We start from the raw sequence: 21,002 nt of genomic DNA, 5'->3' as shown, positions 1-21,002 counted from the left end.
ACGGCGGGTGTCGTCACATGGAGCCTGCGATGCGGGGCTCGGCGCAGGGAGTACCGATGTCGGCCCGGCCATGCGGGGTCCGGATAGCGGGGCTTGACACGGGTGGGGTTCACGGGGGCGTTGGGAGAGGGGCCGGGGATGGCTGGGGAGCAGGAGCAGGAGCAGGCGAGGCCGGTGCGGGTGCTGGTCGGGGGTGTTGCCGTCGATCCGCTGACCGAGCGGCAGGTCGTCGAGCACGTGGACGGTGAGCTGGGTGCGGGGAGGGGCGGGCGGATCGTGACGCCGAACGTCGATATCTGCCGCGCCGTCGCGAAAGACGTCAAACTCCGTCACCTCGTCAACTCCGCGGACCTCGTCGTGGCCGACGGGATGCCGCTGGTGTGGGCGTCGCGGCTGCTCGGCACGCCGATACCCGAGCGGGTCACCGGGGCCGACCTGATCTGGTCGCTGAGCAAGCTGGCCGCTCGCCGAGGGTGGCCCGTCTATCTCCTGGGCGGCCCGCCGGGGGTGGCCGTGTCCGCCGCTCGTGAGCTCACCGCCTGCTATCCCACGCTTCAGGTCTGTGGCGTGGACGCGCCGCCCTACCGGTTCGAGAGCGGTGATGGTGAGCGTGAGCGGGTGCGGAAGAAGGTCGTGGGGGCGGAGCCGAAGATGGTGTTCGTCGGGCTCGGGTTTCCGCGACAGGACCGGCTGATCGCGCGGCTGAGCCAGGATCTGCCGGGGACGTGGTTCGTGGGGTGCGGGTCGGCCATCGCGTTCGCCGCCGGTACGGTGCCCAGGGCGCCCGAGTGGATGCGGGGAGCGGGGCTGGAGTGGGCGTTCCGGCTGGTGAGCGAGCCCGGTCGGCTGGCCAGGCGCTACCTGGTCGACGACCTGCCGTTCGCGGCCCGGTTGCTGAGCGACTGCCTGAGAGCACGAGCCTCGTCGGGAAGCACCCGCGAATAGGCCGTCTGTTGACGCTCTCGCCTTCTCCGACGCCCAGGCCCGCCCAGCCCCATCCGGGTCCTATCCAGCCCCACCCGGGCCCGCCCAGTCCCACCCAGGTCCCGCCCGGCCCCCCACCCGGGCCCGCCCAGTCCCACCCAGGTCCCGCCCGGCCCCCCACCCGGGCCCGCCCAGTCCCACCCAGGTCCCGCCCGGCCCCCCGCCCAGGCCCTCCCAGGCTCATCCAGCGGAGGTGAGCTCCCGGACGCGGGCCGCTTCCGCCCGTGTCAGGCCGAGGGTCGCCGTTTCGAGGGCGCGGCGTGAGTTCATGGGCCGGAAGGCCGTGCGTGACAGGCCCGACCAGGCGAAAGCGCTCCCTGCGCCGAAGGGGGCCGTACAGGCTCGGGTGATACGGCGCTCGGCTGTGGGTGACCAGGCGAGACCCGCGTACGCGTACAGCTGCCGGAAGCCCCGGACCGGTGCGGCGGCCAGTTCGTCGTAGGAGGTCAGCAGGATGCCGGGGGTGCGGGCGAGGATCGCCTGGGTGACCCGCCACAGCGCCGCCGCCTTGGCGATGCGGTCCTGGGAGCCGACCAGGGCGCGGAGGTCCAGGAGTTCGGGGTGGTCGCGGACGAGCAGGGGCTGTTCGAGGAGTTCGTGGAAGTAGACGGTCCAGCCCAGGCGCTGCCAGCTGGCCACGAACGCCACCGGGTCCCGGGTCAGCGCGATCACCTTGCAGCCCAGCCGCGTGGCGAACCAGCCTGCCGAGAGCACCGCGAAGGGGTCGTCGAGCAGGGCCCGCCGCCCCAGCAGGCGGCCGAGCGTGAAGGCCGTGCCATAGCGGGTCATGCGCGCCAGATCGTACGGCGAGCGGTTGGTACGCAGTTCGGCCAGGTAGCGGTAGCGAAGTGCGACCGTGTCCCGGAAGGCGGGCAGCCAGTCGGCGGCGTTGTCGTCGCAGATGTACTGGAAGCGGTGGGTGACCTGGGCCCGCAGAACCCCCGGACAGCGGCCGGGCGGGTGCTGGGGGTTGAGCGGCTCGTTGACGTAGACGAGGTCGCCCCCGGCCGCCAGCATCTTGCCCGTCCAACTCGTGCCGCTCCGGGGCAGGCCCGTCACCAGGATGGGGCCGCTCATGCCGTGGTCCAGGAGCGGAAGCGGAGTGCCGGGAGGCTGTGGCGGCCGAAGGGGTGCAGGCCGTAGCGGTGGTGCAGTTGCCAGAGCGGGAGCAGGTTCTTGGCGATCATCCCGCCCGCCCAGCCGAGCACCGCGCCGAAGGCGCCGTGGGCCGGGATGAGCGCCACATCCAGCGCGACCGTGCAGGCGATGGCCACCACCAGGTTGAGCAGGCTGGCCGTGGTGTGCCCGGCGGCGGTCAGGACGACGTCGACCATGCCGCACGCGGTCGCCATCATCATCGTGCCGGCCAGCACCAGCGCCACCGGCACGGCGGCGCCGTAACCCGGCCCGAACAGGCGCAGCAGCCACGGTGCCAGCGCGGCGTACCCCAGCCAGACGGGCCAGGTGAGCAACACCAGCCAGATCGTCGCCGCCTGGTACAGCTCCCGCGCCCGCCCCAGCTCGCCGTCGGCCAGCGCCCTGACCAGGCGCGGCTGCACGGCCTGCGCCAGCCCCTGGTTGGCGAGCTGGCCGACGACCTTGAACCGGGTGGCGGCGGTGTAGACGGCCGCCTGGACCGGGCCGCCGAGCAGTGCGACGACCACGATGTCGAGCCGCTGGAACACCGCCTGGATGGCACCCGCCACCGAGCGCGGCGCCGTGTAGCGCCACAGGTCGCGGCCGGTGCCCGGCAGGTACGGCGTACGCGGCAGACGTTCGCGTAGCTGGATCGCGGCCAGCAGCGCCACCGGCAGGTATGGCAGCGCCCACGCGAGCGGCAGCCACTGCGGCCTGACGGCGACGGCCGCGGCGGCGACGAGCAGGAGCTGGAGCGTGGGCAACGCCACCCCGTCGAGCAGCACGGTGGGCCGCATGGCCCCGAAGCCGCGGGTGGCGGCGAGCAGGAGGTCGGCGGAGACCATCACGGGCAGGGCCGCCGCCGGCAGGCCGAGTCGAGGGTAGAGGGCCGCTCCGCAAGCGGTGGCGAGCAGGACCGCCGGAACGAGAGCTACCCGGATATATCCGGAAATGCCGTGGTAGTTGGAGGTCTTGGCGCGGGCGATGAAATAGATGAGGCCGTTGCCCGCGTCGAGCTTGGCCACACCGGCCACCATGAGGGCCAGGGCGGTGGCGGTGAAGAAGGTGCCCGCCTGGTACGCGGTGAACGTCCTGGTGACCACCACGACCAGCAGGAACTGCGCCCCAGCGCTGATGACGGCCCCGGCGATGCCCGCCAGGCCGCCCCTGGCCACCTGACCGAGCGGCCCCGCCGGGCGAAAGGTCAGCGACGCCACGACGGGTCACCGCCCAGCCAGCGGGCGAGCCGCGTGTCGTACACCTCGAAGTGGTCCCTGAGCGTCTGCCTGACCGAGCCGGGCAGGGGCCGGGGCAGCGGCCGTCCGTTGTGGCGTTCGAACACCGGGTAGCCCAAGTGGGGCAGGCCGAGGAAGTCCAGGACCCGGTCGTACGTGAGCTCGGGCTCGGCGAAGAAGCGGTGGCTGTCGAGGACCAGGATGCGTTCGCGGCCGAACAGCGGCTCCAGCCGGTCGAGTTGCTCCGCGTAGCGTCCGCGCGCCAGGTAGGCGTGGTGGCGGTGCGCGTGGTGGACGGTGTGGGGCCGCTCGCGGATGCTGCGCTCGGCGCCCGCCAGCCGCCCCTCCTCCAGCTCCAGGGCCCGCTCGAAGTCGGACTCGGTCTCGTAGCCCCTGGCCAGCTCGTGGGCGTGCGCGGAGCAGGCCCGCTCGACCGGGTCACGTACCAGCACGATGAGCCTGACCCCGGGCAGGTCGGCCGCGATGCGCTCCCCGGCCAGCGGATGGAACAGGTAGTAGGGCGACGACTCGAACGCCTGCGGATGCGTGCCATGGCGGCGAGCCAGCCGCGCTGCGGCCACTCGGAGCGGGAAGTGCCCCTGGTACCAGGGCAGGCCGCGCCCGTAGTCGGCGTCGAAGTAGTGGACGCCCTTGTGCAGCACCGGTTTGAGCAGCAGCGGGTGCCGCGCCAGAGCCCGGTAGAGCGAGGTGGTGCCACACCGCTGCGCTCCGGCGATCAGGAACGACGGCAGCATCCGTACGCTCGACGTGAACCTCCCGGTGGTCCGGGAGACGGACAGGACCGACTGCTTCATCGTGTTCACGTCAGCGGCTCCTGGTGATCGACGAGGGGGTTGAGCCATGTGCTCGGAGGGCCGAGGGGTTCGTGGCCGTCGGCGGCGTGCCGGTCGGCCAGCGCGATGAGGTAGTGCAGGGCCGTCCGCCTGGCCTGCGCGGCCGACAGCCCGAGCGGGGCGAGCACGGGTACGGCCTGCGCCAGGCAGGCCCGCGCGGCCGTGGCCGGGTCCATCCGCCGCAGTGCGCGCTGGAAGAAGTGGTGCACGGCGTCGAACCCGTAGGGCACGCCGACCGCGTAGCGTTCCCAGTCCCAGACGAGCAGCCGCCCGTCACCGGAAGGGGCGATGTTCCAGGGCGACAGGTCGCCGTGCCAGGCCGCTCCCTCGCGACCGCCGGTGCCCGCGATCTCCTTGACGGCCTCGGTGAGCAGGGCGGCGGGGACCCGGCCGCGCCTGATCGGCAGCGGTGACAGGGCCAGGACCGAGTACTCGCCCCAGCGCTCGTGGCGCAGCACGGTCGGCGCGACGACCGTCTTGAGCGCCAGAGCGCTCAGCTTCTTGAGCGTGGCGGCCTCGCCGTCGACCAGCTCGCGGGCGCGCGGGGTGTCGCCGATTTTCACGAAGGCCAGGCGGGAGCCCGCGCCGTACGCCTCCAGGATGGGCTTGCGGTTGGCCCGGCGGGCCGGCCGTACGTGGAGGACGGTCTCGACGGGGACGCCGAGGATGCCGCTCAGGTACGTCTCGATCGAGCCCTCGACCGGCACCATGACCGGACGGCCCAGCAGCCCGTGCCATCGGCGCCGGGGGGCCAGGCGGCGGGGCAGCAGCCGGTGCGGCAGCACGCTGTAGGCGCGCGGCGATCCGGGGCCGGGGTAGAGCGCCCGTACGGTCTGATCGAGGTAGCGCAGCCGCCGCTTCGCGTCGTTCACGCGGTCTCCCCGGTGTTACGCCACAGGAGGGCGAAGGAGATGAGGTAGAGGCTGAGCGGCGTGACCAGGCCGTCGTACACGAACATGTAGAGCAGCACGAGGATCATGACGAGCACCCCCGCGAGCCCGATCGGGCTGCGGTCGGGCCAGTGGCGCCGGATCGCGCCCAGGAAGAAGGCCACGTAGAGCGCCGCCCCCACGAACCCCTGGGTGATGATCAGCAGCCAGAGTTGCCCGTCGCTGCCCAGCGGCGGATGGCCGCAGCCGCCGCACCACTCGGTCTTGCCGGTGGTGATCGTGCGGTGGTTGCCCATGGCGTTGCGGGTGTTGCCGTAGCCGATGATCGGGGAGTGCGTGGCCGCCGAGATGGTCGCCGACACGGTGAAGGCCCTGATGTCGTTGGAGTGCGGGTTGTCCAGGCGCTGGCCGACCAGTGAGGCGAGCGGGCTGAGCGCGAACGCCAGCGTCGCCGCCACCGCTGTGGCGCACAGGGCCAGTCTGGTGCGTCCGCCGACCCGGACGATCAGGTAGAGACCGGCCAGCCCGAGGCCGATCCAGAGACCGCGGTTGAGCGAGTAGACGATCGGGATGGCGGCCACGGCGGTCAACGCGATGGCCACCGCCTTGCGACCGCTTCCGCCGTAGACCCACCAGCCGACCACGAACCAGATGAGCAGCACCGACACGTTGCTGCCCCACGCGTTGGCCCACTCGAACGGCGCCTCGGGGCGGGGCGAGGCGTAGCCGAGCACCTTCTGGGTCTGGGCGGCCGTGGGGTGGATGAGATTCTGGACGAAGGCGTTGTCGCTGATCCACCCCGGTAGCACCATCTCCACCGGCGAGGTGAACTCCAGCCGGGGAAAGAAGACGCCGAGCAGCCCGCCCGCCACGGTCGTGACGAACAGCACCCCGAGCATCCGCACCAGCTTGAGCTGCGGCAGCTCCCGCTCGGTCAGGTTGCCCAGGTAGAGCACCATGATCAACAGTGCCGCGTAGAGCGCGAACCGTATGAGGTAGCCGATGACCCGCCCGGCGTTGAACGCCCCGTACGTGTCGGGTGGCATGTCGGTCAGCATCAGCGCGCTCACCGCGTAACCGGCCAGCAGCAGCAGCCACAGCCCGAACCCGCGCGGCACCCGGATCGGCCGGCGCCGCCAGAGCACGACGGCCATGGGCACCGCCACGACGATCACCGACAGGCCGCCGAAGCCGAGCGCCCACCACACGGGATAGCCGAGCAGGAGCGCGCCGATCGGCCACGCCGGACCTCTCATGCCGAGGTGCCCGGCGGGCGGGGGAGCGAGGTCATGGGAGCCGACTCGGCGGACTGGCCGGCCTCCAGCTCGCCGCTGGCGACCAGCTTGCCGAGCGGGTTGCCGTCGACCGGCTCGGGTCTCGGCGTCAGGTCCGTCGTGGTCACCACACCGATGATCGGTACGTTGTGCCTGCCCAGATGGCGTACGGCGGCGGCCACCTGCGTCGAGGTGGCCCGGCGGAGCCCCACCAGCAGCAAGGCCGCGTCGGCCCGGGCCAGGTCGCCCACGTCCGAGCCGGTCAGCAGCGACAACGGGGCGGTGCCGGCCAGTGGCGCGACCACCGGTGCCGCGCCGAGCTCCGCCGGGATCGCCCTGACCAGCAGCCGCTTGCCCGGGCAGGCGGCGATCACGGCCGAGGCCAGGTCGTAGGGCACGCCCTGGCGGAGCGGGTGCGACAGGTCGCCGAGCACGGGCAGCCCGGTCAGCCGCTCGACGTCGGCGGCGGTGCGCAACCGGGTGTCGAGCTGGTCGCGGGCGTAGGCGGTGGCCGTGCCGAGGAGCAGGCCGATCATGAGCCCGGTGCCGAGGTAGAGCGGCAGGCTGGGCGAGCTCGGCACGGTCGGCGGCGTGGCCTGGCTGATGACCGACCCGGGAGTGATGGCGACGGTCCGCAGCGCGTCGTACTTGAGCGTGAGGCTGTAGGCCTGCCGGTTGAGCACGCTCTGCCGGTGCGCGGCGATCGTATGCTCGATGGTGCCCTTGCCCGCCACGGCGAGCTCCTTGATCACGGCGTCCAGCGCGGTGTTGACCTGCTTGAGCTTGACCAGCATCGCCTTCTGCTGCGCGGTCATCGTCGCCTGCGCGCTCTCGGTGCGGTTGGCCAGGTAGGCCTGCGCGTACGCCCGCGACTGGGCGGCCGCGACGGCGGGGTCGGCGGCGGTGACGGAGATCCACAGCACGGCCGAGTTGGGCGGCACCGAGACCTCGACGGGCTCGGGCGTGCTCGTTTTGAGCTCTTTGGCGGCCTTGTCCGCCACCACGGACGACTGGGCGATCTGCGCCTCGGTGTCGAGGTTGAGCGGTTCGCGCTGCCGGTTGGTCACCTGGTTGCTCTGGTCCTGGACGCCCACGGGCGCGACCAGGACCTGGGTGGTCGCGGTGTAGGCGGCCGGGGTGAACCGGAGCAGCGCCAGCCCCGCCGTGCCGCCGACCAGCAGGAACCCCAGGAACAGCAGCCAGCGCCGGCGCACCAGCGACAGGTGGTCCGCCAGGTCGGTGCCGGGGCGGCGGCCCGGAAAGTCCGGCGACAGGCTCATTGGAGCGGATCTCCTTCGAGTGTGTGCGCGGTGTCGCCGATCGGCGACTGTGCGTCACAAGTCGCGGCGTCCGCCCACTATAGGCCGGACAGATATTACCCAGGTTGAATCCAGAAGATTTTCTCTTGTACGCCCAGCAGTTCACCCCAAGTTAGCCCGAAATAATGCGAAATTGAGGGCCGGTCGGATGCTTGCTGAGCTGGCGATACACCCGCTCCGGCTGAAGTTCTGGGAATGGCATGGCATGGTTCAGGTTTGATAGGACGGGGGTCCTTGGTTGAGGGGGTTGAACGGCCTTGAACCGGTGGGGAATTTCTCATAAAGCGGTAAATATCGGTGTGAAAGGTGTGGCGCTGTTGGTCGTCGCCGTGCTCGCGGGCTGCTCGGGTGCGCAGGGTTCGGGGAGTCCGGTGCAGGTCGCCCAGCCGAGCGCCAGGCCGAACGTGGAGACCTCGCCGGCCTGTGCCGTCACCGCCAGGCTCATCCCATCTTGTGGTGCCTGGTGGGGGATTGCCCCAGAGGTCTTCACCGGCACGGGCATCGAAAGGTCGCTCCACGGCGCCGAAAGCCGCATCGGTGACACCGCCGAGGTGCTGCACGTCTATCACCGGGGCAAGGAGGAGTTTCCGACCAGCGAGGAGGTCGCGCTGGCCCGCGACCCGGTCCGGCCCAGGCTGCTGCTCATCAACTGGAAGCCGTCGGTGGACTTCACCTGGGCGCAGATCGCCCGTGGCGCCATCGACCGCAGGATCGACCGGCTGGCCGACTACATCAGGCGCACCTTCCCCGAGCGCTTCTTCCTCACTCTCCACCACGAGCCGGAGAACGACGTCGACGCCGCCCCCGGCTCGGGCATGCAGGCCACCGACTACGCCGCCATGTACCGCCATGTCGTGCTCAGGCTGCGTGACGAGGGCGTCAAGAACGCGGTCACGGTCATGACCTACATGGGCGCGCCCAACTGGGCGGCCAAGCCCTGGTTCGAGCAGCTCTATCCGGGTGACGACGTGGTCGACTGGGTGGCCCTCGACCCCTATGCCGACAACCGGGTCCGCGACTTCGACGGCCTGGTCAACAAGACCCGGCCCGACTTCGACCAGTGGCCGGGGTTCTACCGGTGGATGCAGTGGCGCTTTCCCGGCAAGCCGGTCATGGTCGCGGAATGGGGCGTGTTCGAGCGGGCCGACGACCGTACGGCCAAGCGCTCGTTCTTCGAGTCGGTGCGTACGCAGATCCAGCGCTATCCGCAGATCAAGGCGCTGATCTACTTCGACTCGCCGCACGCGCCGCGCGGCGACACGAGCTTCGACTCCGATCCCGCCGCCGGGCGGGCGTTCAGCGAGCTCGCGCGAGATCCTTACTTTCACTCGACGCCCGTGCCGCGGCCCTGACGCGCCAGCGCCAGCCCGCGACGGTCGCGAGTACGGCACCCGCCAGCGCCCACACCGTCACCGTGTTGCTCACGTCGAGCAGTTTGAGCGCGGAAGCGAGCAGAACGATCCCGAGCAGCGCCCTGATGAGGCCGCCCGGCGCCCTGGAGGAGATCCGGGCGCCGAGGTAGACGCCCGGGATCGAGCCGATGAGCAGCGAGACCGTCAGAGTGAGCTGGAAATCGCCGAAGAGCAGGTGGCCGAGCGCGGCCGAGGCGACGAGCGGCACCGCCTGCACCAGGTCGGTGCCGACGAGCTGGTTGGCCTTGAGCGCCGGATAGAGGGCCAGCAGGGCCACGATGATCAGGGAACCCGAGCCGACCGACGAGATGCCGACGACGAGTCCGCCTACCGTACCGACCAGTACGGTCGGGATTGGGCGCGCGACAATATCGTGGGCGCTCGACGTGCCGCCCTTCCCGGCCAGCCACGTCTTGGCGACCAGGCCCGCGACGGCGAGCAGCAGCGCCACGCCGAGCGCGTACTTCACCGCGTCGCCGACCGCGAACGCGCGCGCGATGAACACCCCGCAGAACGCCGCCGGCACGGACCCCACGCAGAGCCAGCCGACCAGGCGCAGGTTGACCGTGCCCCTGCGCAGGTGTACCGCGCTGCCGACGGGTTTCATCACGGCGGAGGCGACCAGGTCGCTGGAGACCGCCGCCAGCGGTGGGACGTTGAAGAACAGCATCATCATCGGTGTCATGAGCGCGCCGCCGCCCATGCCGGTGAGCCCGACGACGATCGCGACCAGAAAGGACCCGGCGATCAGGGGGAAGTCGATCAACGAACCCAGCCTCCGCTCCGCAGCGCCCCCAGCACCTGGGTGACGGCCGCCTCGATAGAGATGTGCGTCGTGTCGATGATCAGGTCGGCGTCGTCCGGCTCCTCGTAGGGGTCGGAGACGCCGGTGAACTCGGGGATGAGCCCGGCGCGGGCCTTGGCGTACAGGCCCTTGCGGTCGCGGCGCTCACACTCCTCCAGCGGGGTGGCGACGTGCACGAGCAGGAAGTCGGCCCCGACCGACTCGACCATCTCGCGCACCTCCTCGCGGGTGGCCGCGTAGGGGGCGATGGGGGCGCAGATCGCCAGCCCGCCATGGCGCGCGGCCTCGGCGGCGACGAACCCGATGCGCCGGATGTTGAGGTCGCGGTCGCCCTTGGAGAACGTCAGGCCCTTGGACAGCAGGTGTCGGACCACGTCTCCGTCGAGGTAGGTGACCGTGCGGGTGCCCAGTTCGAGCAGCGAGTCGCGCAGGCCGCGGGCGATCGTGGACTTGCCGGAGCCGGACAGGCCGGTGAAGAAGACCACGAGCCCGCGCCGGTGCGGCGGCCCGGGGATGCGCACCGGTTCGGGGCCCGCCAGGTGCTCGGTCGCGCCGTAGGCGGTGGCGACGTGCTCGCGCAGTTCCAGGTCGATCTCGGGCTCCGCGCGCGGCGCCAGCGGCACCGAGACCACCAGGGTGCCTTCGGGCAGCTGCTCCTTGGCGCGCAGCGCGGCGCGTACGACGGCCGGGCCCGTCTCGCCGTACGAGAGGGGAAGCAGCAAGATCACCGCGTCGAGCTCCTTGGCGGTGGCGACGATCTCGGTGAGGTCGTCGAGCGGTCCCCGCATGGTGACGGCGAGCGCCGCCCGCCCGTCGAGCTCTTCGCGTATCTGCGCCGGGGTACGGCGAAGCCGGGCGAACGGCCCGTGCTCCGGGGCGCCCAGGCCCTTGACCGGGCCGGAGGTCAGGCCGTCGGGCTCGCGCTCGGCGACGGTGAGCACGGCCAGCGGCACGCCCTCGGGGTCGAGCAGCGTGACCTCGTCGCCGGGGGCCGCCGCTTGCGGCAGGTGGAGTGTGACGGGCGACGGCCACGGGGTGCCGTCGGCGAGTGTGCCGCGCTCATGCACCGTGTGCAGGTCGTCATGCCCGAGGAACCCGCTCAGCGGCTGGAACGCGCCGGAGAGCAGCAACTCCAGGTCGGCCAGCTCGTACGCCCCTGGGGTCCACTCCACGATCTGCCATCCCAACTATTCCGATTGACTTGGTAGGAAAGGAGTCTAGCCTTTGCTCCAAGTGTGTCGCTAGTGCGGCCTCCATTGTTCCGCTCTCCCGAAGGGAGTGTCCCTCCAGAGGGGCCCCAGTCACGACGGACCGTCACAGGGGTCGAGACGGTGGTGTGACGGACCACACCTAGATGAGGCGCGCGAAGTGGTTCTGCGGCTTTTTGATGACCATCGCGATCTCGTCGTGCGTGGCCGGAAACCGGTCGCGGGTCAGCTTGGCCGTCATCCTGACAGCCAGGCGGCCGACCCGCCCCATGGCCGGACCGCTGGTCGCCGTGTGGTCGTCGGTGATCATGAGCCCGCGCGTCAGGCAGAAGGTGTGGATCCCGTCGCGCGAGGTCACCGGCCCATAGACGGCCGGTAGCGGGCCCGGTGTGCCCGCCGACACCAGGTGCCGCCAGATCAGCCGCCGCAGCCACCACGGGGTGATCCGGTCGAGCAGGCCATAGGCGGATTTCCGGTCGCGCATGCGCAGCAGGATGAGCCCGCCGGGACGCAGCGCCTGCAGCAGCCGGTCGAAGACCAGCTCGGCGTGCTGGATGCGCTCGAGCAGGAACGACAGCTGGATCACGTCCACCGACCTCGGGGGCAGGGGGACGCAGCGCAGGTCGCCCAGTGACCACATGGCGAGGTCGGCTCGCTCGCCGACCACCCTCCTGATCGGGGGCAGGTCCTCGTCGACGCCGGTGGCCCTGGTGTCGATCCGGTCCAGGACCAGTGGCTCGTCATGCGCGCATCCGGCGACGAGCACGTCGAGCCGCCTGCCGAGCCGTCCCGCCCACTGCTCGCGGATGCGCTGACCAAAGAGATCGCCCCTCGGGGCTACCGACCGCACCTCAGACATGTCACCCAGAGTAATCAATCGACGTCAATTAGTGAGCCATTTCCCTGCTAGCGTCCTGCGCCGTGAGCGATCTCGTGTACGTAGGCAACGCGAATGTCGACGCCGCGACGGACCATGGCTGGCTTCTGGGTCACTTCAAACCCTATGGAGACCCGAGGCACAGCGACGGGGTGGAGATCAAATGGGGCACCCACTCCCCGGGTGACGAACGCGCCGAGTGGGTGCGGGGCGAGGAGCGTACGGCGCTGCTCATCCTCATCTCGGGTCGCTTCCGCGTCGAACTACCCGGCAGGAGCGTCCTGCTCGCCGAGCGGGGCGACTACGTGGTCTGGGGCAAGGGCGTGGACCACTCCTGGCGCGCGGAGGAGGAGTCAGTGGTCCTGACGGTCCGCTGGCCCTCCGTCCCGGGCTACAAGGTCCTGGAGCCGGACGGGGGCGTGGAGCCGGGCGGGGGCGTGGAGCCGGACAAGGTCCTGGAGTCGGACGGGGGCGTGGGGCAGATGCGAATAGGCTTGTAGCACAACCCCCACGCCCGCCGGCTGGGGGTAATCGTCGTGGGGCTGTCGAAAATGAGTCTGTCCGGGCTGCTTGATCTTGTCGTCACCGATCCCAAGCTGACCGCCGCTCTCGAAGAGGGCGGCGACATCGCGCTGGTGGCGCCGTCCGCGCTGCGGCCGTTCGGGGTGGCCGCGCTGGCCGGGCACGATCAGCGGACCGTGCTGGCGATCACCGCCACCGGCCGCGAGGCGGAGGACCTGGCGAGCGCGCTGACCAGCCTGATGGAGCCCAGCTCGGTGGCCGTCTTCCCCGCCTGGGAGACGCTGCCGCACGAGCGGCTCTCCCCGCGCAGCGACACCGTGGGGCAGCGGCTGGCCGTGCTCAGGAGGCTCGCGCACCCGGTCAAGGACGACCAGGCGGCCGGGCCGCTCAGCGTGGTGGTCGCGCCGGTCAGGGCGCTGCTCCAGCCGATCGTCAAGGGCTTGGGCGACCTGGAGCCGACCCGCCTGCGGGCGGGCGACGACGCCGACCTCGACGGGGTCGTACGGCGGCTGGTCGACAACGGCTACCACCGGGTCGACATGGTGGAGAAGCGGGGCGAGGTGGCGGTCCGCGGCGGGCTGCTCGACGTGTTCCCGCCGACCGAGGAGCATCCGCTGCGGCTGGAGTTCTGGGGTGACACGGTCGAGGAGATCCGCTGGTTCAAGGTGGCCGACCAGCGCTCGCTGGAGGCCGCGGACGGCGGGCTGTTCGCGCCGCCCTGCCGCGAGCTGCTGCTCACCGCGGAGGTCAGGGAGCGGGCGCGTGAGCTGGGCCGGGAGCACCCGGCGCTGGCCGAGGTGCTCGACCAGCTCGCCGAGGGGACGCCGGTCGAGGGCATGGAGGCGTTCGCGCCCGTGCTCGCCGGGGAGATGGACCTGGTACTGGACCACCTGCCCCGCAACGCCGCGGTGTTCGTCTGCGACCCCGAGCGGATCAGGGGCCGGGCCGAGGAGCTCGTCCGCACGTCGCAGGAGTTCCTGGAGGCGTCGTGGATCAACGCGGCGGCCGGTGGCGAGGCGCCGATCGACCTCGGGGCGGCGGCGTTCCGCTCACTCGACGACATCCGCGGCCACGCCGACGTGCTGGGGCAGGCGTGGTGGACGATGGCGCCGTTCGGGGCCGGGATCGAGCTCGACGCGCAGGACTCCGAGGCCTACCGGGGCGACACCAGGAGGGCGCTCGAAGACGTCAAGGGCTATCTGGCCGAGGACAAGGCGGTCGTGCTGCTGAGCGAGGGGCACGGCCCGGCCGAGCGGATGGTCGAGGTCCTCAAGGGCGTGGACGTTCCCGCCCGGTTGGTGAAATATCTGGATAAGTCGCCAGAGGCGAAGGTCGTCCACGTGTCGACGGGGTTGATCGAGCACGGGTTCATCACCCCCAACCTGGCCGTGCTCACCCACCTCGACCTGGTCGGCCAGAAGGCATCCACTAAGGACATGCGCCGCCTGCCCTCCCGCCGCCGCAACATGGTCGACCCGCTGCAGCTCAAGATCGGCGACAACGTGGTGCACGAGCAGCACGGCGTCGGCCGCTACATCGAGATGGTGCAGCGCACGGTCCAGGGCGCGACGCGCGAATACCTGGTCATCGAGTACGCCAAGGGCGACCGCCTCTACGTCCCCACGGACCAGCTGGACGAGGTCACCCGCTACGTCGGCGGCGAGGCCCCGACGCTCAACCGGATGGGCGGCGCCGACTGGGCCAAGGCCAAGACCAGGGCGAAGAAGGCGGTCAAGGAGATCGCGGGCGAGCTCATCCGCCTCTACTCCGCCCGCATGGCCTCGCCCGGTCACGCCTTCGCCGCCGACTCCCCGTGGCAGCGGGAGATGGAGGACGCCTTCCCGTACGTCGAGACCGGCGACCAGCTGGAGGCCATCGACGAGGTCAAGCGCGACATGGAGCGCGGCGTCCCGATGGACCGGCTGATCTGCGGCGACGTCGGCTACGGCAAGACCGAGATCGCGGTGCGGGCGGCGTTCAAGGCCCTCCAGGACGGCAAGCAGGTCGCCGTGCTGGTGCCGACGACGCTGCTGGTGCAGCAGCACATGTCGACGTTCACCGAGCGGTTCTCCAGCTTTCCCGTCTCGCTCAGGGCGGTCTCCCGCTTCCAGACCGACGGCGAGGTCAAGGGCACCCTGGAGGGCCTGCGCACCGGCGCCGTGGACCTGGTGATCGGCACTCACCGGCTGCTCAGCCCGGAGGTCCGGTTCAAGGACCTGGGGCTGATCATCATCGATGAGGAGCAGCGGTTCGGCGTCGAGCACAAAGAGGCCATGAAGCACCTGCGTACCCAGGTCGACGTGCTGGCCATGTCGGCCACGCCGATCCCGCGCACGCTGGAGATGGGCCTGACCGGCATCAGGGAGATGTCGACCATCCTCACCCCGCCGGAGGAGCGGCACCCGATCCTCACCTTCGTCGGGCCGTACGACGAGAAGCAGATCGGGGCCGCCATCAGGCGCGAGCTGATGCGCGACGGCCAGATCTTCTTCGTGCACAACCGGGTGGCCTCGATCAACCGGGTCGCCGCCCGGATCAGGGAGCTGGTGCCCGAGGCGCGCATCGCGGTGGCGCACGGGCAGATGAACGAGCACCAGCTGGAAAAGATCATGGTCGGCTTCTGGGAACGCGAGTACGACCTGCTGGTCTGCACCACGATCGTGGAGTCCGGCCTCGACGTGCCCAACGCCAACACGCTGATCGTCGACCGGGCGGACAACTACGGCCTCTCGCAGCTGCACCAGCTCAGGGGCCGGGTCGGGCGAGGCAGGGAGCGGGGTTACGCCTACTTCCTCTATCCGCCGGAGAAGCCGCTCACCGAGACCGCCCACGAGCGGCTGGCGACGATCTCGCAGCACACCGAGATGGGCGCGGGCATGTACGTCGCGATGAAGGACCTGGAGATCCGCGGCGCGGGCAACGTGCTCGGCGCCGAGCAGTCGGGCTTCATCGCGGGCGTCGGCTTCGATCTGTACGTCCGGCTCATGGCCGAGGCCGTGCAGGAGCAGAAGGCCAAGCTGTCGGGCCTGGAGGTGACGGAGGAGCACCCCGACGTCAAGGTCGAGCTGCCGATCAACGCGCACATCCCGCACGACTACGTCACCTCCGAACGTCTGCGCCTGGAGGCGTACAAGCGGATCGCCACCATCTCGGCCGAGATCCACATCGACGAGGTACGCGCCGAGCTGACGGACAGATACGGCAAGCCGCCCGTCGAGGTGGAGAACCTCCTGGCCGTCGCCCGCTTCCGCATCAACGCCCGCCAGGCCGGGCTCACCGATGTCACACTGCAGGGCCAGAACATCAAGTTCGGTCCGGTCAGGCTGCGGGAGTCGCAGCAGGTACGCCTCGACCGCCTGTACAAGAAGGCCATCTACAAGCAGGCGGCGGAGACGCTGCTGGTGCCCGTGCCGAAGACCAAGCCCCTGGGCGGGCAGCCGTTGCGTGACCTCGACCTGCTCAAATGGTGCGGTGACCTGGTCGAGGCCATGTTCTTGGAGCCCGCGAGGGTAAGCTAGCCGCGGTTTTGTCGGGAAAGGACGCACGTGAAGTCGATTCGAGTGGCTGTGGCCGCTGCCGTGGTGGGTGTCGCGCTGACCGCCTGCTCCTCGCCTATGGAGGCCGGAGCCGCGGCCGTCGTGGGCAGTGAGCGGATCTCGTCCCGCGACCTGAACAAGAACGTCCAGGAGTACGAGGCCGCGCTGCGGAAGGTCAACATCGAGCCGTCGCAGCTCGGTGTGTCGGTCAACCAGTTCGTTCTGTCCAGGATGGCGGAGCAGAGCCGGCAGCAGCAGCTGGCCGACAAGTTCGGCGTACAGGTCAGCGACTCGGAGATCGACGCAGCGGCCCAGGACAAGGGCGAGCAGCAGTCGGCCGAGATGAACCTGCTGTCCAAGGCGGTCGCGCCGGCCAACCCGCGTGGTTACCTGCGGGCGATGCTCGGCGTGAACAAGGTGCTGGAGAAGTTCGGCGGGTCGCAGAACCAGCAGGCCGTGGAGAAGTTCAAGGCCGAGTACAACGCGATCGCCCCGGTCTTCAGCCCGCGCTACGGCAAGATCGGACAGCAGGGCTTCGTCGACGCCGCCCGGTTCGGCAAGCCGTCGGCGACGACCGAGCAGCCCGGCCAGGGCGAGCAGCAGCAACAGCAGCAGTCGCAGGGCTAGCCGTGCCGCTGATCATCGTCACCACCTCACCGCGGGTCGCGCCGGGTCTGCTCAGCCACCAGGCATGGCAGGCGTTCGGCTCGGGCCGCGTGCTGACCGCATCAGCGGATCATCCGCAAATGCCCTACCTGGCCGAGGCCGGGATCGAGGTGGCCGTCGTCACGCCCGTCCCCGCCGAGCTGGCGCGGCGGGCGGTGACGGAGACGGTGGTCTGGCTGGCCGCCGAGGACTCCGAGGACTTCATGCGGGCGGTCGGCCACGCGGCCGTCGTGATGGCCGAGCCGCCGCTGATCGAGGTGGTGCCGGGCTCCTACGACCTGCCGGGCGCGCGGGTGCTCGACCTGGTGGCGGTGATGGAGCGGCTGCGTACCGAGTGCCCGTGGGACCGCAAGCAGACGCACGAGACCTTGGTCCCGTACCTGCTCGAAGAGGCCTACGAGGTGCTGGAGACGATCGAGCAGGGCGACTACCCGGCGCTGCGCGAGGAGCTGGGCGATCTGCTGCTGCAGGTGGTCTTCCACGCGCGGGTGGCCGACGGGTTCGACATGGACGACGTGGCCGAGGGGATCGTCGAGAAGCTGGTGCGGCGGCATCCGCACGTGTTCGGCTCGGTGCGGGCGGAGACGGCCGACGAGGTGAACGACAACTGGGAGGCGATCAAGGCGGCCGAGCGGGCGGCGAAGGACGAGCGTCCGTCGGTGCTCGACGGGGTGCCGATGGGGCAGCCCGCGCTGTCGCTGGCCGCCCAGCTGGTGCGCCGCGCCGAGCGCGGGGGCGCCCCCGACGGGCTGGCCGCCGCGATCTCGCAGGGGGTGGGGCGCGAGCTGTTCGACCTCGTCCGCCGCGCCCAGGAGGCGGGAGTCGACGCCGAAGCCGAGCTCCGCGGCGCCGCCCGCGCCTACCGTGACCGCGTGCTCCGCTGGGAGTCGGAGCACCGATAGGCTCTGAAGGCATATTGCCTTTCGATTTAGGAGCGCAAACCCGTGGCTACCATCGAGGTCGTATACGCGCGCGAGATCCTCGACTCCCGGGGCAACCCGACCGTCGAGGTCGAGGTGATCCTCGACGACGGCGGCAGGGGGCGTGCGGCGGTGCCCAGCGGCGCGTCGACCGGCCAGTTCGAGGCCGTGGAGCTGCGTGACGGAGACGAGCGCTACGGCGGCAAGGGCGTCGAGAAGGCCGTGCTCGCCGTCACCGACGAGATCTTCGAAGAGGTCAACGGCATCGAGGCCGAGGACCAGCGGATCATCGACCAGATCATGATCGATCTGGACGGGACGCCCAACAAGGCCAAGCTGGGCGCCAACGCCATCCTGGGCGTCTCGCTGGCCGTGGCCAAGGCCGCCGCCGACAGTGCCGACCTGCCGCTGTTCCGTTACCTGGGCGGCCCCAACGCCCATCTGCTGCCCGTGCCGATGATGAACATCCTCAACGGCGGCGCCCACGCCGACACCAACGTCGACATCCAGGAGTTCATGATCGCGCCGATCGGCGCGAGCACGTTCCGCGAGGCCGTGCGCATGGGCACCGAGGTCTACCACGCGCTCAAGGGCGTGCTGAAGGAGAAGGGCTACGCCACGGGGCTGGGCGACGAGGGCGGCTTCGCGCCCAACCTGCCGTCCAACCGCGACGCGCTCGACCTGATCCTGGTCGCCATCGAGCGGGCCGGCTACACGCCGGGTGACGACGTCGCGCTGGCGCTCGACGTGGCCGCCTCCGAGTTCCACAAGGACGGCGTCTACACGATCGACGGCAAGGGCGTGTCGGCCCAGGAGCTCATCGCCTTCTACGCGGACCTGGTCGACAACTACCCGCTCGTCTCGATCGAGGACCCGCTCGACGAGGAGGACTGGGCCGGCTGGAAGGCCATCACCGAGGCCATCGGCGACAAGGTCCAGCTGGTCGGCGACGACCTGTTCGTGACCAACCCCGAGCGGCTCGCCCGCGGCATCGCCGAAGGCACCGCCAACGCGCTGCTGGTCAAGGTCAACCAGATCGGCACCCTGTCCGAGACCCTCGACGCGGTCGACCTGGCCCACCGCAGCGGCTACCGCTGCATGATGAGCCACCGTTCCGGCGAGACCGAGGACACGACGATCGCCGACCTGGCCGTGGCGGTCAACTGCGGTCAGATCAAGACCGGCGCACCGGCCCGCTCGGACCGGGTGGCCAAGTACAACCAGCTCCTGCGCATCGAGGAAATTCTCGACGACGCCGCTCGCTACGCGGGTCGCGCGGCTTTTCCGCGTTTCCAGCGCTAGTTTCGGGTACGGCTCGCGGCATGGCGGGTATGCCGCGAGCCGGTCAGAAGGGTGCAAATAGCACCATCCGCTAAGTTCGGACGCCGAACTGGACACGGAGGTGTGAGCCGTTGGCGAAGAGGCCGCAGCTGACCGGGCGGGCCGCCATCCTGGCGATCGTGGTGTGCGCGATCGCGATGAGCCTGGCCTACCCTGTACGCGAGTACATCGCGCAGCGCCGCGGCATCGCGGAGCTGCGGGCGGAGAAGGCGCGGGTCGAGGCCGACCGCCAGGCGCTGGCCGAGCAGGCGGAGCAGATCCGCGATCCCAACTGGATCAAGCGGACGGCCAAGGAAAGGCTTCACTACTGCGGGCCGGGCGAGAAGTGCTACGTGGTCATGGACGCCAAGCCGGACAAGACCACGACGACGGTCAAGCAGCCCGCCGCGACGCCGCCGTGGTACCAAACGCTGTGGGAATCGGTCGAAGCCGCCGACACGGGCCAGGGCCGCAAGGCCGGATGAGCACCGACCCGGGCCAGAACCGCGCACCGGCGCGGGGAGCGTCGGCGGCGTGTGAGGGGAGAGCGTTGGACAGCAAAGACGTCGACGCGGTGCAGCGGCAGCTGGGCCGCCCGCCGAGAGGGCTGCGCGAGGTGGCGCACCGCTGCCCGTGCGGCAACCCCGACGTGGTGGAGACCGCGCCGAGGCTGCCCGACGGCTCGCCGTTCCCCACGCTCTACTACCTGACCTGTCCCAAGGCGGCCTCCGCGATCGGCACGCTCGAAGGCTCGGGGCTGATGCGCGAGATGCAGGCCAGGCTGGCCACCGATCCGGAGCTGGCCGCCGCCTACCAGGCCGCGCACGACGACTACGTGGCCAGGCGCGACAAGGCGGCGCAGGAGCAGGGCACGGAGCCGCTGCCGCGTGACATGCAGAGCACCGGCGGCATGCCGCTGCGGGTGAAGTGCCTGCACGCGCTCGTCGCGCACGAGCTGGCCGTGCCCGGAGCCAACCCGTTCGGCCGGGAGGCGCTGGATGCCCTCCCCGAGTGGTGGAGTGACGGACCATGCGTGTAGCCGCCGTTGACTGCGGCACCAACTCCGTACGCCTGCTGATCGCCGACGTCGGCGACAACGATCTCACCGAGATCGAGCGGCGGATGGAGATCGTACGACTGGGCGAGGGGGTCGACCAGACGGGACGGCTGGCTCCCGAGGCGCTGGAGCGGACGTTCGCCGCGATGCGGACCTACCGCAAGCTCATCGACCAGCACGGCGCCACGGCGACCCGGGTGGTGGCGACCAGCGCGACGCGCGACGCCGCCAACCGGCAGGAGTTCGTCGACGGAGTGCGCGAGATCTTCGGGGTGGACCCCGAGGTGGTGACGGGCGCGGAGGAGGCCGAGCTGTCGTTCGTCGGCGCGACCAGGGGGCTGGTCCGGCTGTCGCGGGAGACCGGGGTGCCGCAGGGGCCGCTCCCGCCCTACCTGGTCGTCGACATCGGGGGCGGCTCGACCGAGTTCGTGGTCGGCTCCGAGCACGTCATAGGCGCGCTGTCGGTCGACATCGGCTGCGTACGGCTGACGGAGCGGCACCTACGCGAGGCGGGCGATCCGCCGTCGGCGGAGGCGCTGGAGGCCGCGGTGGCCGACATCGAGGCCGCGCTCGATCGGGTCGCCGAGGCGGTGCCCGTCCAGGAGGCGCACACGCTGGTGGGTCTGGCGGGCTCCGTCACGACGGTGGCGGGCATCGCGCTCGAGCTGCCCGCCTACGATTCGGAGCGGATCCATCACTCGCGGATGACTGCCCAGCAGGTACACGAGGTCACGCGACGGCTGCTCGCGATGACCCATAGTGAGCGTTCACAGATTCCGGTGATGCATCCCGGACGAGTTGACGTGATTGGCGTGGGTGCCCTGATTCTGGACCGCATCGTGCGGCGTTTCGCGTTTTCGCAGGTCGTCGTTAGCGAACACGACATCCTCGACGGAATCGCCTACTCCATGGCCTGATTTTTCCGGTGAAAATCGGACAAATCTGGGATTCGGCTGTGTTGAGTGTGCAATCAGTTTTATGCTTAG

The 21,002-nt window shown here is 70.5% G+C and carries 19 protein-coding genes; 10 read left to right on the top strand and 9 right to left on the bottom strand.

The genetic code is table 11. The features are described from left to right. The first annotated feature begins 138 nt into the window (after nucleotides 1–138). Nucleotides 139–945 carry a WecB/TagA/CpsF family glycosyltransferase gene (locus AB0H88_RS39565; RefSeq protein ID WP_357653704.1) on the top strand — a complete coding sequence of 269 codons (807 nt, stop codon included), beginning with the start codon at nucleotides 139–141 and terminating at the stop codon, nucleotides 943–945. Between the two features lie 219 nt (nucleotides 946–1,164). On the opposite strand, the gene AB0H88_RS39560 is transcribed toward AB0H88_RS39565, so the two are convergent. From AB0H88_RS39560 to AB0H88_RS39535, 6 genes are read right to left on the bottom strand one after another with little or no spacing between them, the layout of a single operon-like run. Then, a complete protein-coding gene (locus AB0H88_RS39560) occupies nucleotides 1,165–2,061 on the bottom strand; it encodes a sulfotransferase (RefSeq protein WP_357653703.1) in 897 nt (298 codons plus the stop codon). After that, nucleotides 2,058–3,338, bottom strand: a complete 1,281-nt coding sequence (locus AB0H88_RS39555) for a polysaccharide biosynthesis C-terminal domain-containing protein (RefSeq protein WP_357653702.1) — start codon at nucleotides 3,336–3,338, stop codon at nucleotides 2,058–2,060. Before AB0H88_RS39555 ends, AB0H88_RS39560 begins: the two co-directional genes overlap by 4 nt. After that, entirely contained in the window at nucleotides 3,326–4,171 is an 846-nt protein-coding gene (locus AB0H88_RS39550) for a sulfotransferase domain-containing protein (RefSeq protein WP_357653831.1), read from the bottom strand. The genes AB0H88_RS39555 and AB0H88_RS39550 overlap by 13 nt, the downstream gene beginning before the upstream one ends. Nucleotides 4,172–4,176: 5 nt before the next feature. Continuing rightward, nucleotides 4,177–5,082, bottom strand: a complete 906-nt coding sequence (locus AB0H88_RS39545; protein ID WP_357653701.1) for a hypothetical protein — start codon at nucleotides 5,080–5,082, stop codon at nucleotides 4,177–4,179. Beyond that, on the bottom strand, nucleotides 5,079–6,356 hold the full coding sequence (locus tag AB0H88_RS39540) for a hypothetical protein (protein WP_357653700.1): 1,278 nt from the start codon (nucleotides 6,354–6,356) through the stop codon (nucleotides 5,079–5,081). The genes AB0H88_RS39545 and AB0H88_RS39540 overlap by 4 nt, the downstream gene beginning before the upstream one ends. Beyond that, entirely contained in the window at nucleotides 6,353–7,654 is a 1,302-nt protein-coding gene (locus AB0H88_RS39535; protein ID WP_357653699.1) for a Wzz/FepE/Etk N-terminal domain-containing protein, read from the bottom strand. Before AB0H88_RS39535 ends, AB0H88_RS39540 begins: the two co-directional genes overlap by 4 nt. A gap of 347 nt (nucleotides 7,655–8,001) precedes the next feature. Here AB0H88_RS39535 and AB0H88_RS39530 point away from each other — a divergent pair, with 347 nt between their 5' ends. Then, nucleotides 8,002–9,045, top strand: coding sequence for a hypothetical protein (locus AB0H88_RS39530; RefSeq protein ID WP_357653698.1), 1,044 nt, complete (start codon nucleotides 8,002–8,004; stop codon nucleotides 9,043–9,045). On the opposite strand, the gene AB0H88_RS39525 is transcribed toward AB0H88_RS39530, so the two are convergent. The 3 genes from AB0H88_RS39525 to AB0H88_RS39515 form a co-directional block, all read right to left on the bottom strand. Then, nucleotides 8,990–9,871, bottom strand: coding sequence for a sulfite exporter TauE/SafE family protein (locus tag AB0H88_RS39525; protein ID WP_357653697.1), 882 nt, complete (start codon nucleotides 9,869–9,871; stop codon nucleotides 8,990–8,992). The two genes, AB0H88_RS39530 and AB0H88_RS39525, sit on opposite strands and share 56 nt — an antisense overlap. Beyond that, nucleotides 9,868–11,082 carry an adenylyl-sulfate kinase gene (gene cysC, locus AB0H88_RS39520; RefSeq protein WP_357653696.1) on the bottom strand — a complete coding sequence of 405 codons (1,215 nt, stop codon included), beginning with the start codon at nucleotides 11,080–11,082 and terminating at the stop codon, nucleotides 9,868–9,870. The genes AB0H88_RS39525 and cysC overlap by 4 nt, the downstream gene beginning before the upstream one ends. Nucleotides 11,083–11,260: 178 nt before the next feature. After that, a complete protein-coding gene (locus tag AB0H88_RS39515; protein ID WP_357653695.1) occupies nucleotides 11,261–11,977 on the bottom strand; it encodes a methyltransferase domain-containing protein in 717 nt (238 codons plus the stop codon). 62 nt (nucleotides 11,978–12,039) lie between these two features. On the opposite strand from AB0H88_RS39515, the gene AB0H88_RS39510 reads away from it, so the two are divergent. The 8 genes from AB0H88_RS39510 to AB0H88_RS39475 all read left to right on the top strand — a co-directional run bounded on the left by AB0H88_RS39510 (nucleotide 12,040) and on the right by AB0H88_RS39475 (nucleotide 20,933). Further along, on the top strand, nucleotides 12,040–12,495 hold the full coding sequence (locus AB0H88_RS39510) for a signal peptidase I (protein WP_357653694.1): 456 nt from the start codon (nucleotides 12,040–12,042) through the stop codon (nucleotides 12,493–12,495). Nucleotides 12,496–12,546: 51 nt separating this feature from the next. Beyond that, complete coding sequence (gene mfd / locus AB0H88_RS39505; RefSeq protein WP_357653830.1) at nucleotides 12,547–16,035, top strand: transcription-repair coupling factor; 3,489 nt, start codon at nucleotides 12,547–12,549, stop codon at nucleotides 16,033–16,035. 27 nt (nucleotides 16,036–16,062) lie between these two features. Continuing rightward, nucleotides 16,063–16,680 carry a SurA N-terminal domain-containing protein gene (locus AB0H88_RS39500; RefSeq protein WP_357653693.1) on the top strand — a complete coding sequence of 206 codons (618 nt, stop codon included), beginning with the start codon at nucleotides 16,063–16,065 and terminating at the stop codon, nucleotides 16,678–16,680. A gap of 2 nt (nucleotides 16,681–16,682) precedes the next feature. Then, entirely contained in the window at nucleotides 16,683–17,621 is a 939-nt protein-coding gene (locus AB0H88_RS39495; RefSeq protein ID WP_357653692.1) for a MazG family protein, read from the top strand. A gap of 42 nt (nucleotides 17,622–17,663) precedes the next feature. After that, nucleotides 17,664–18,941, top strand: a complete 1,278-nt coding sequence (gene eno, locus AB0H88_RS39490; protein ID WP_357653691.1) for a phosphopyruvate hydratase — start codon at nucleotides 17,664–17,666, stop codon at nucleotides 18,939–18,941. Between the two features lie 110 nt (nucleotides 18,942–19,051). Next, entirely contained in the window at nucleotides 19,052–19,444 is a 393-nt protein-coding gene (locus tag AB0H88_RS39485) for a septum formation initiator family protein (RefSeq protein WP_357653690.1), read from the top strand. A 65-nt stretch (nucleotides 19,445–19,509) separates the two neighbouring features. Further along, complete coding sequence (locus tag AB0H88_RS39480; protein WP_357653689.1) at nucleotides 19,510–19,998, top strand: DUF501 domain-containing protein; 489 nt, start codon at nucleotides 19,510–19,512, stop codon at nucleotides 19,996–19,998. Further along, the gene (locus AB0H88_RS39475; protein WP_357653688.1) at nucleotides 19,989–20,933 is read left to right on the top strand and encodes a Ppx/GppA phosphatase family protein; all 945 of its coding nucleotides are present in this window, start codon (nucleotides 19,989–19,991) and stop codon (nucleotides 20,931–20,933) included. Before AB0H88_RS39480 ends, AB0H88_RS39475 begins: the two co-directional genes overlap by 10 nt. The last annotated feature ends 69 nt before the right edge of the window (nucleotides 20,934–21,002 follow it).

The organism is Nonomuraea sp. NPDC050680 (assembly GCF_040654555.1).
GTDB lineage: Bacteria > Actinomycetota > Actinomycetes > Streptosporangiales > Streptosporangiaceae > Nonomuraea.
Note: the sequence above shows the minus strand (reverse complement) of the source record. Positions and strands in the feature narration are given on the sequence as shown.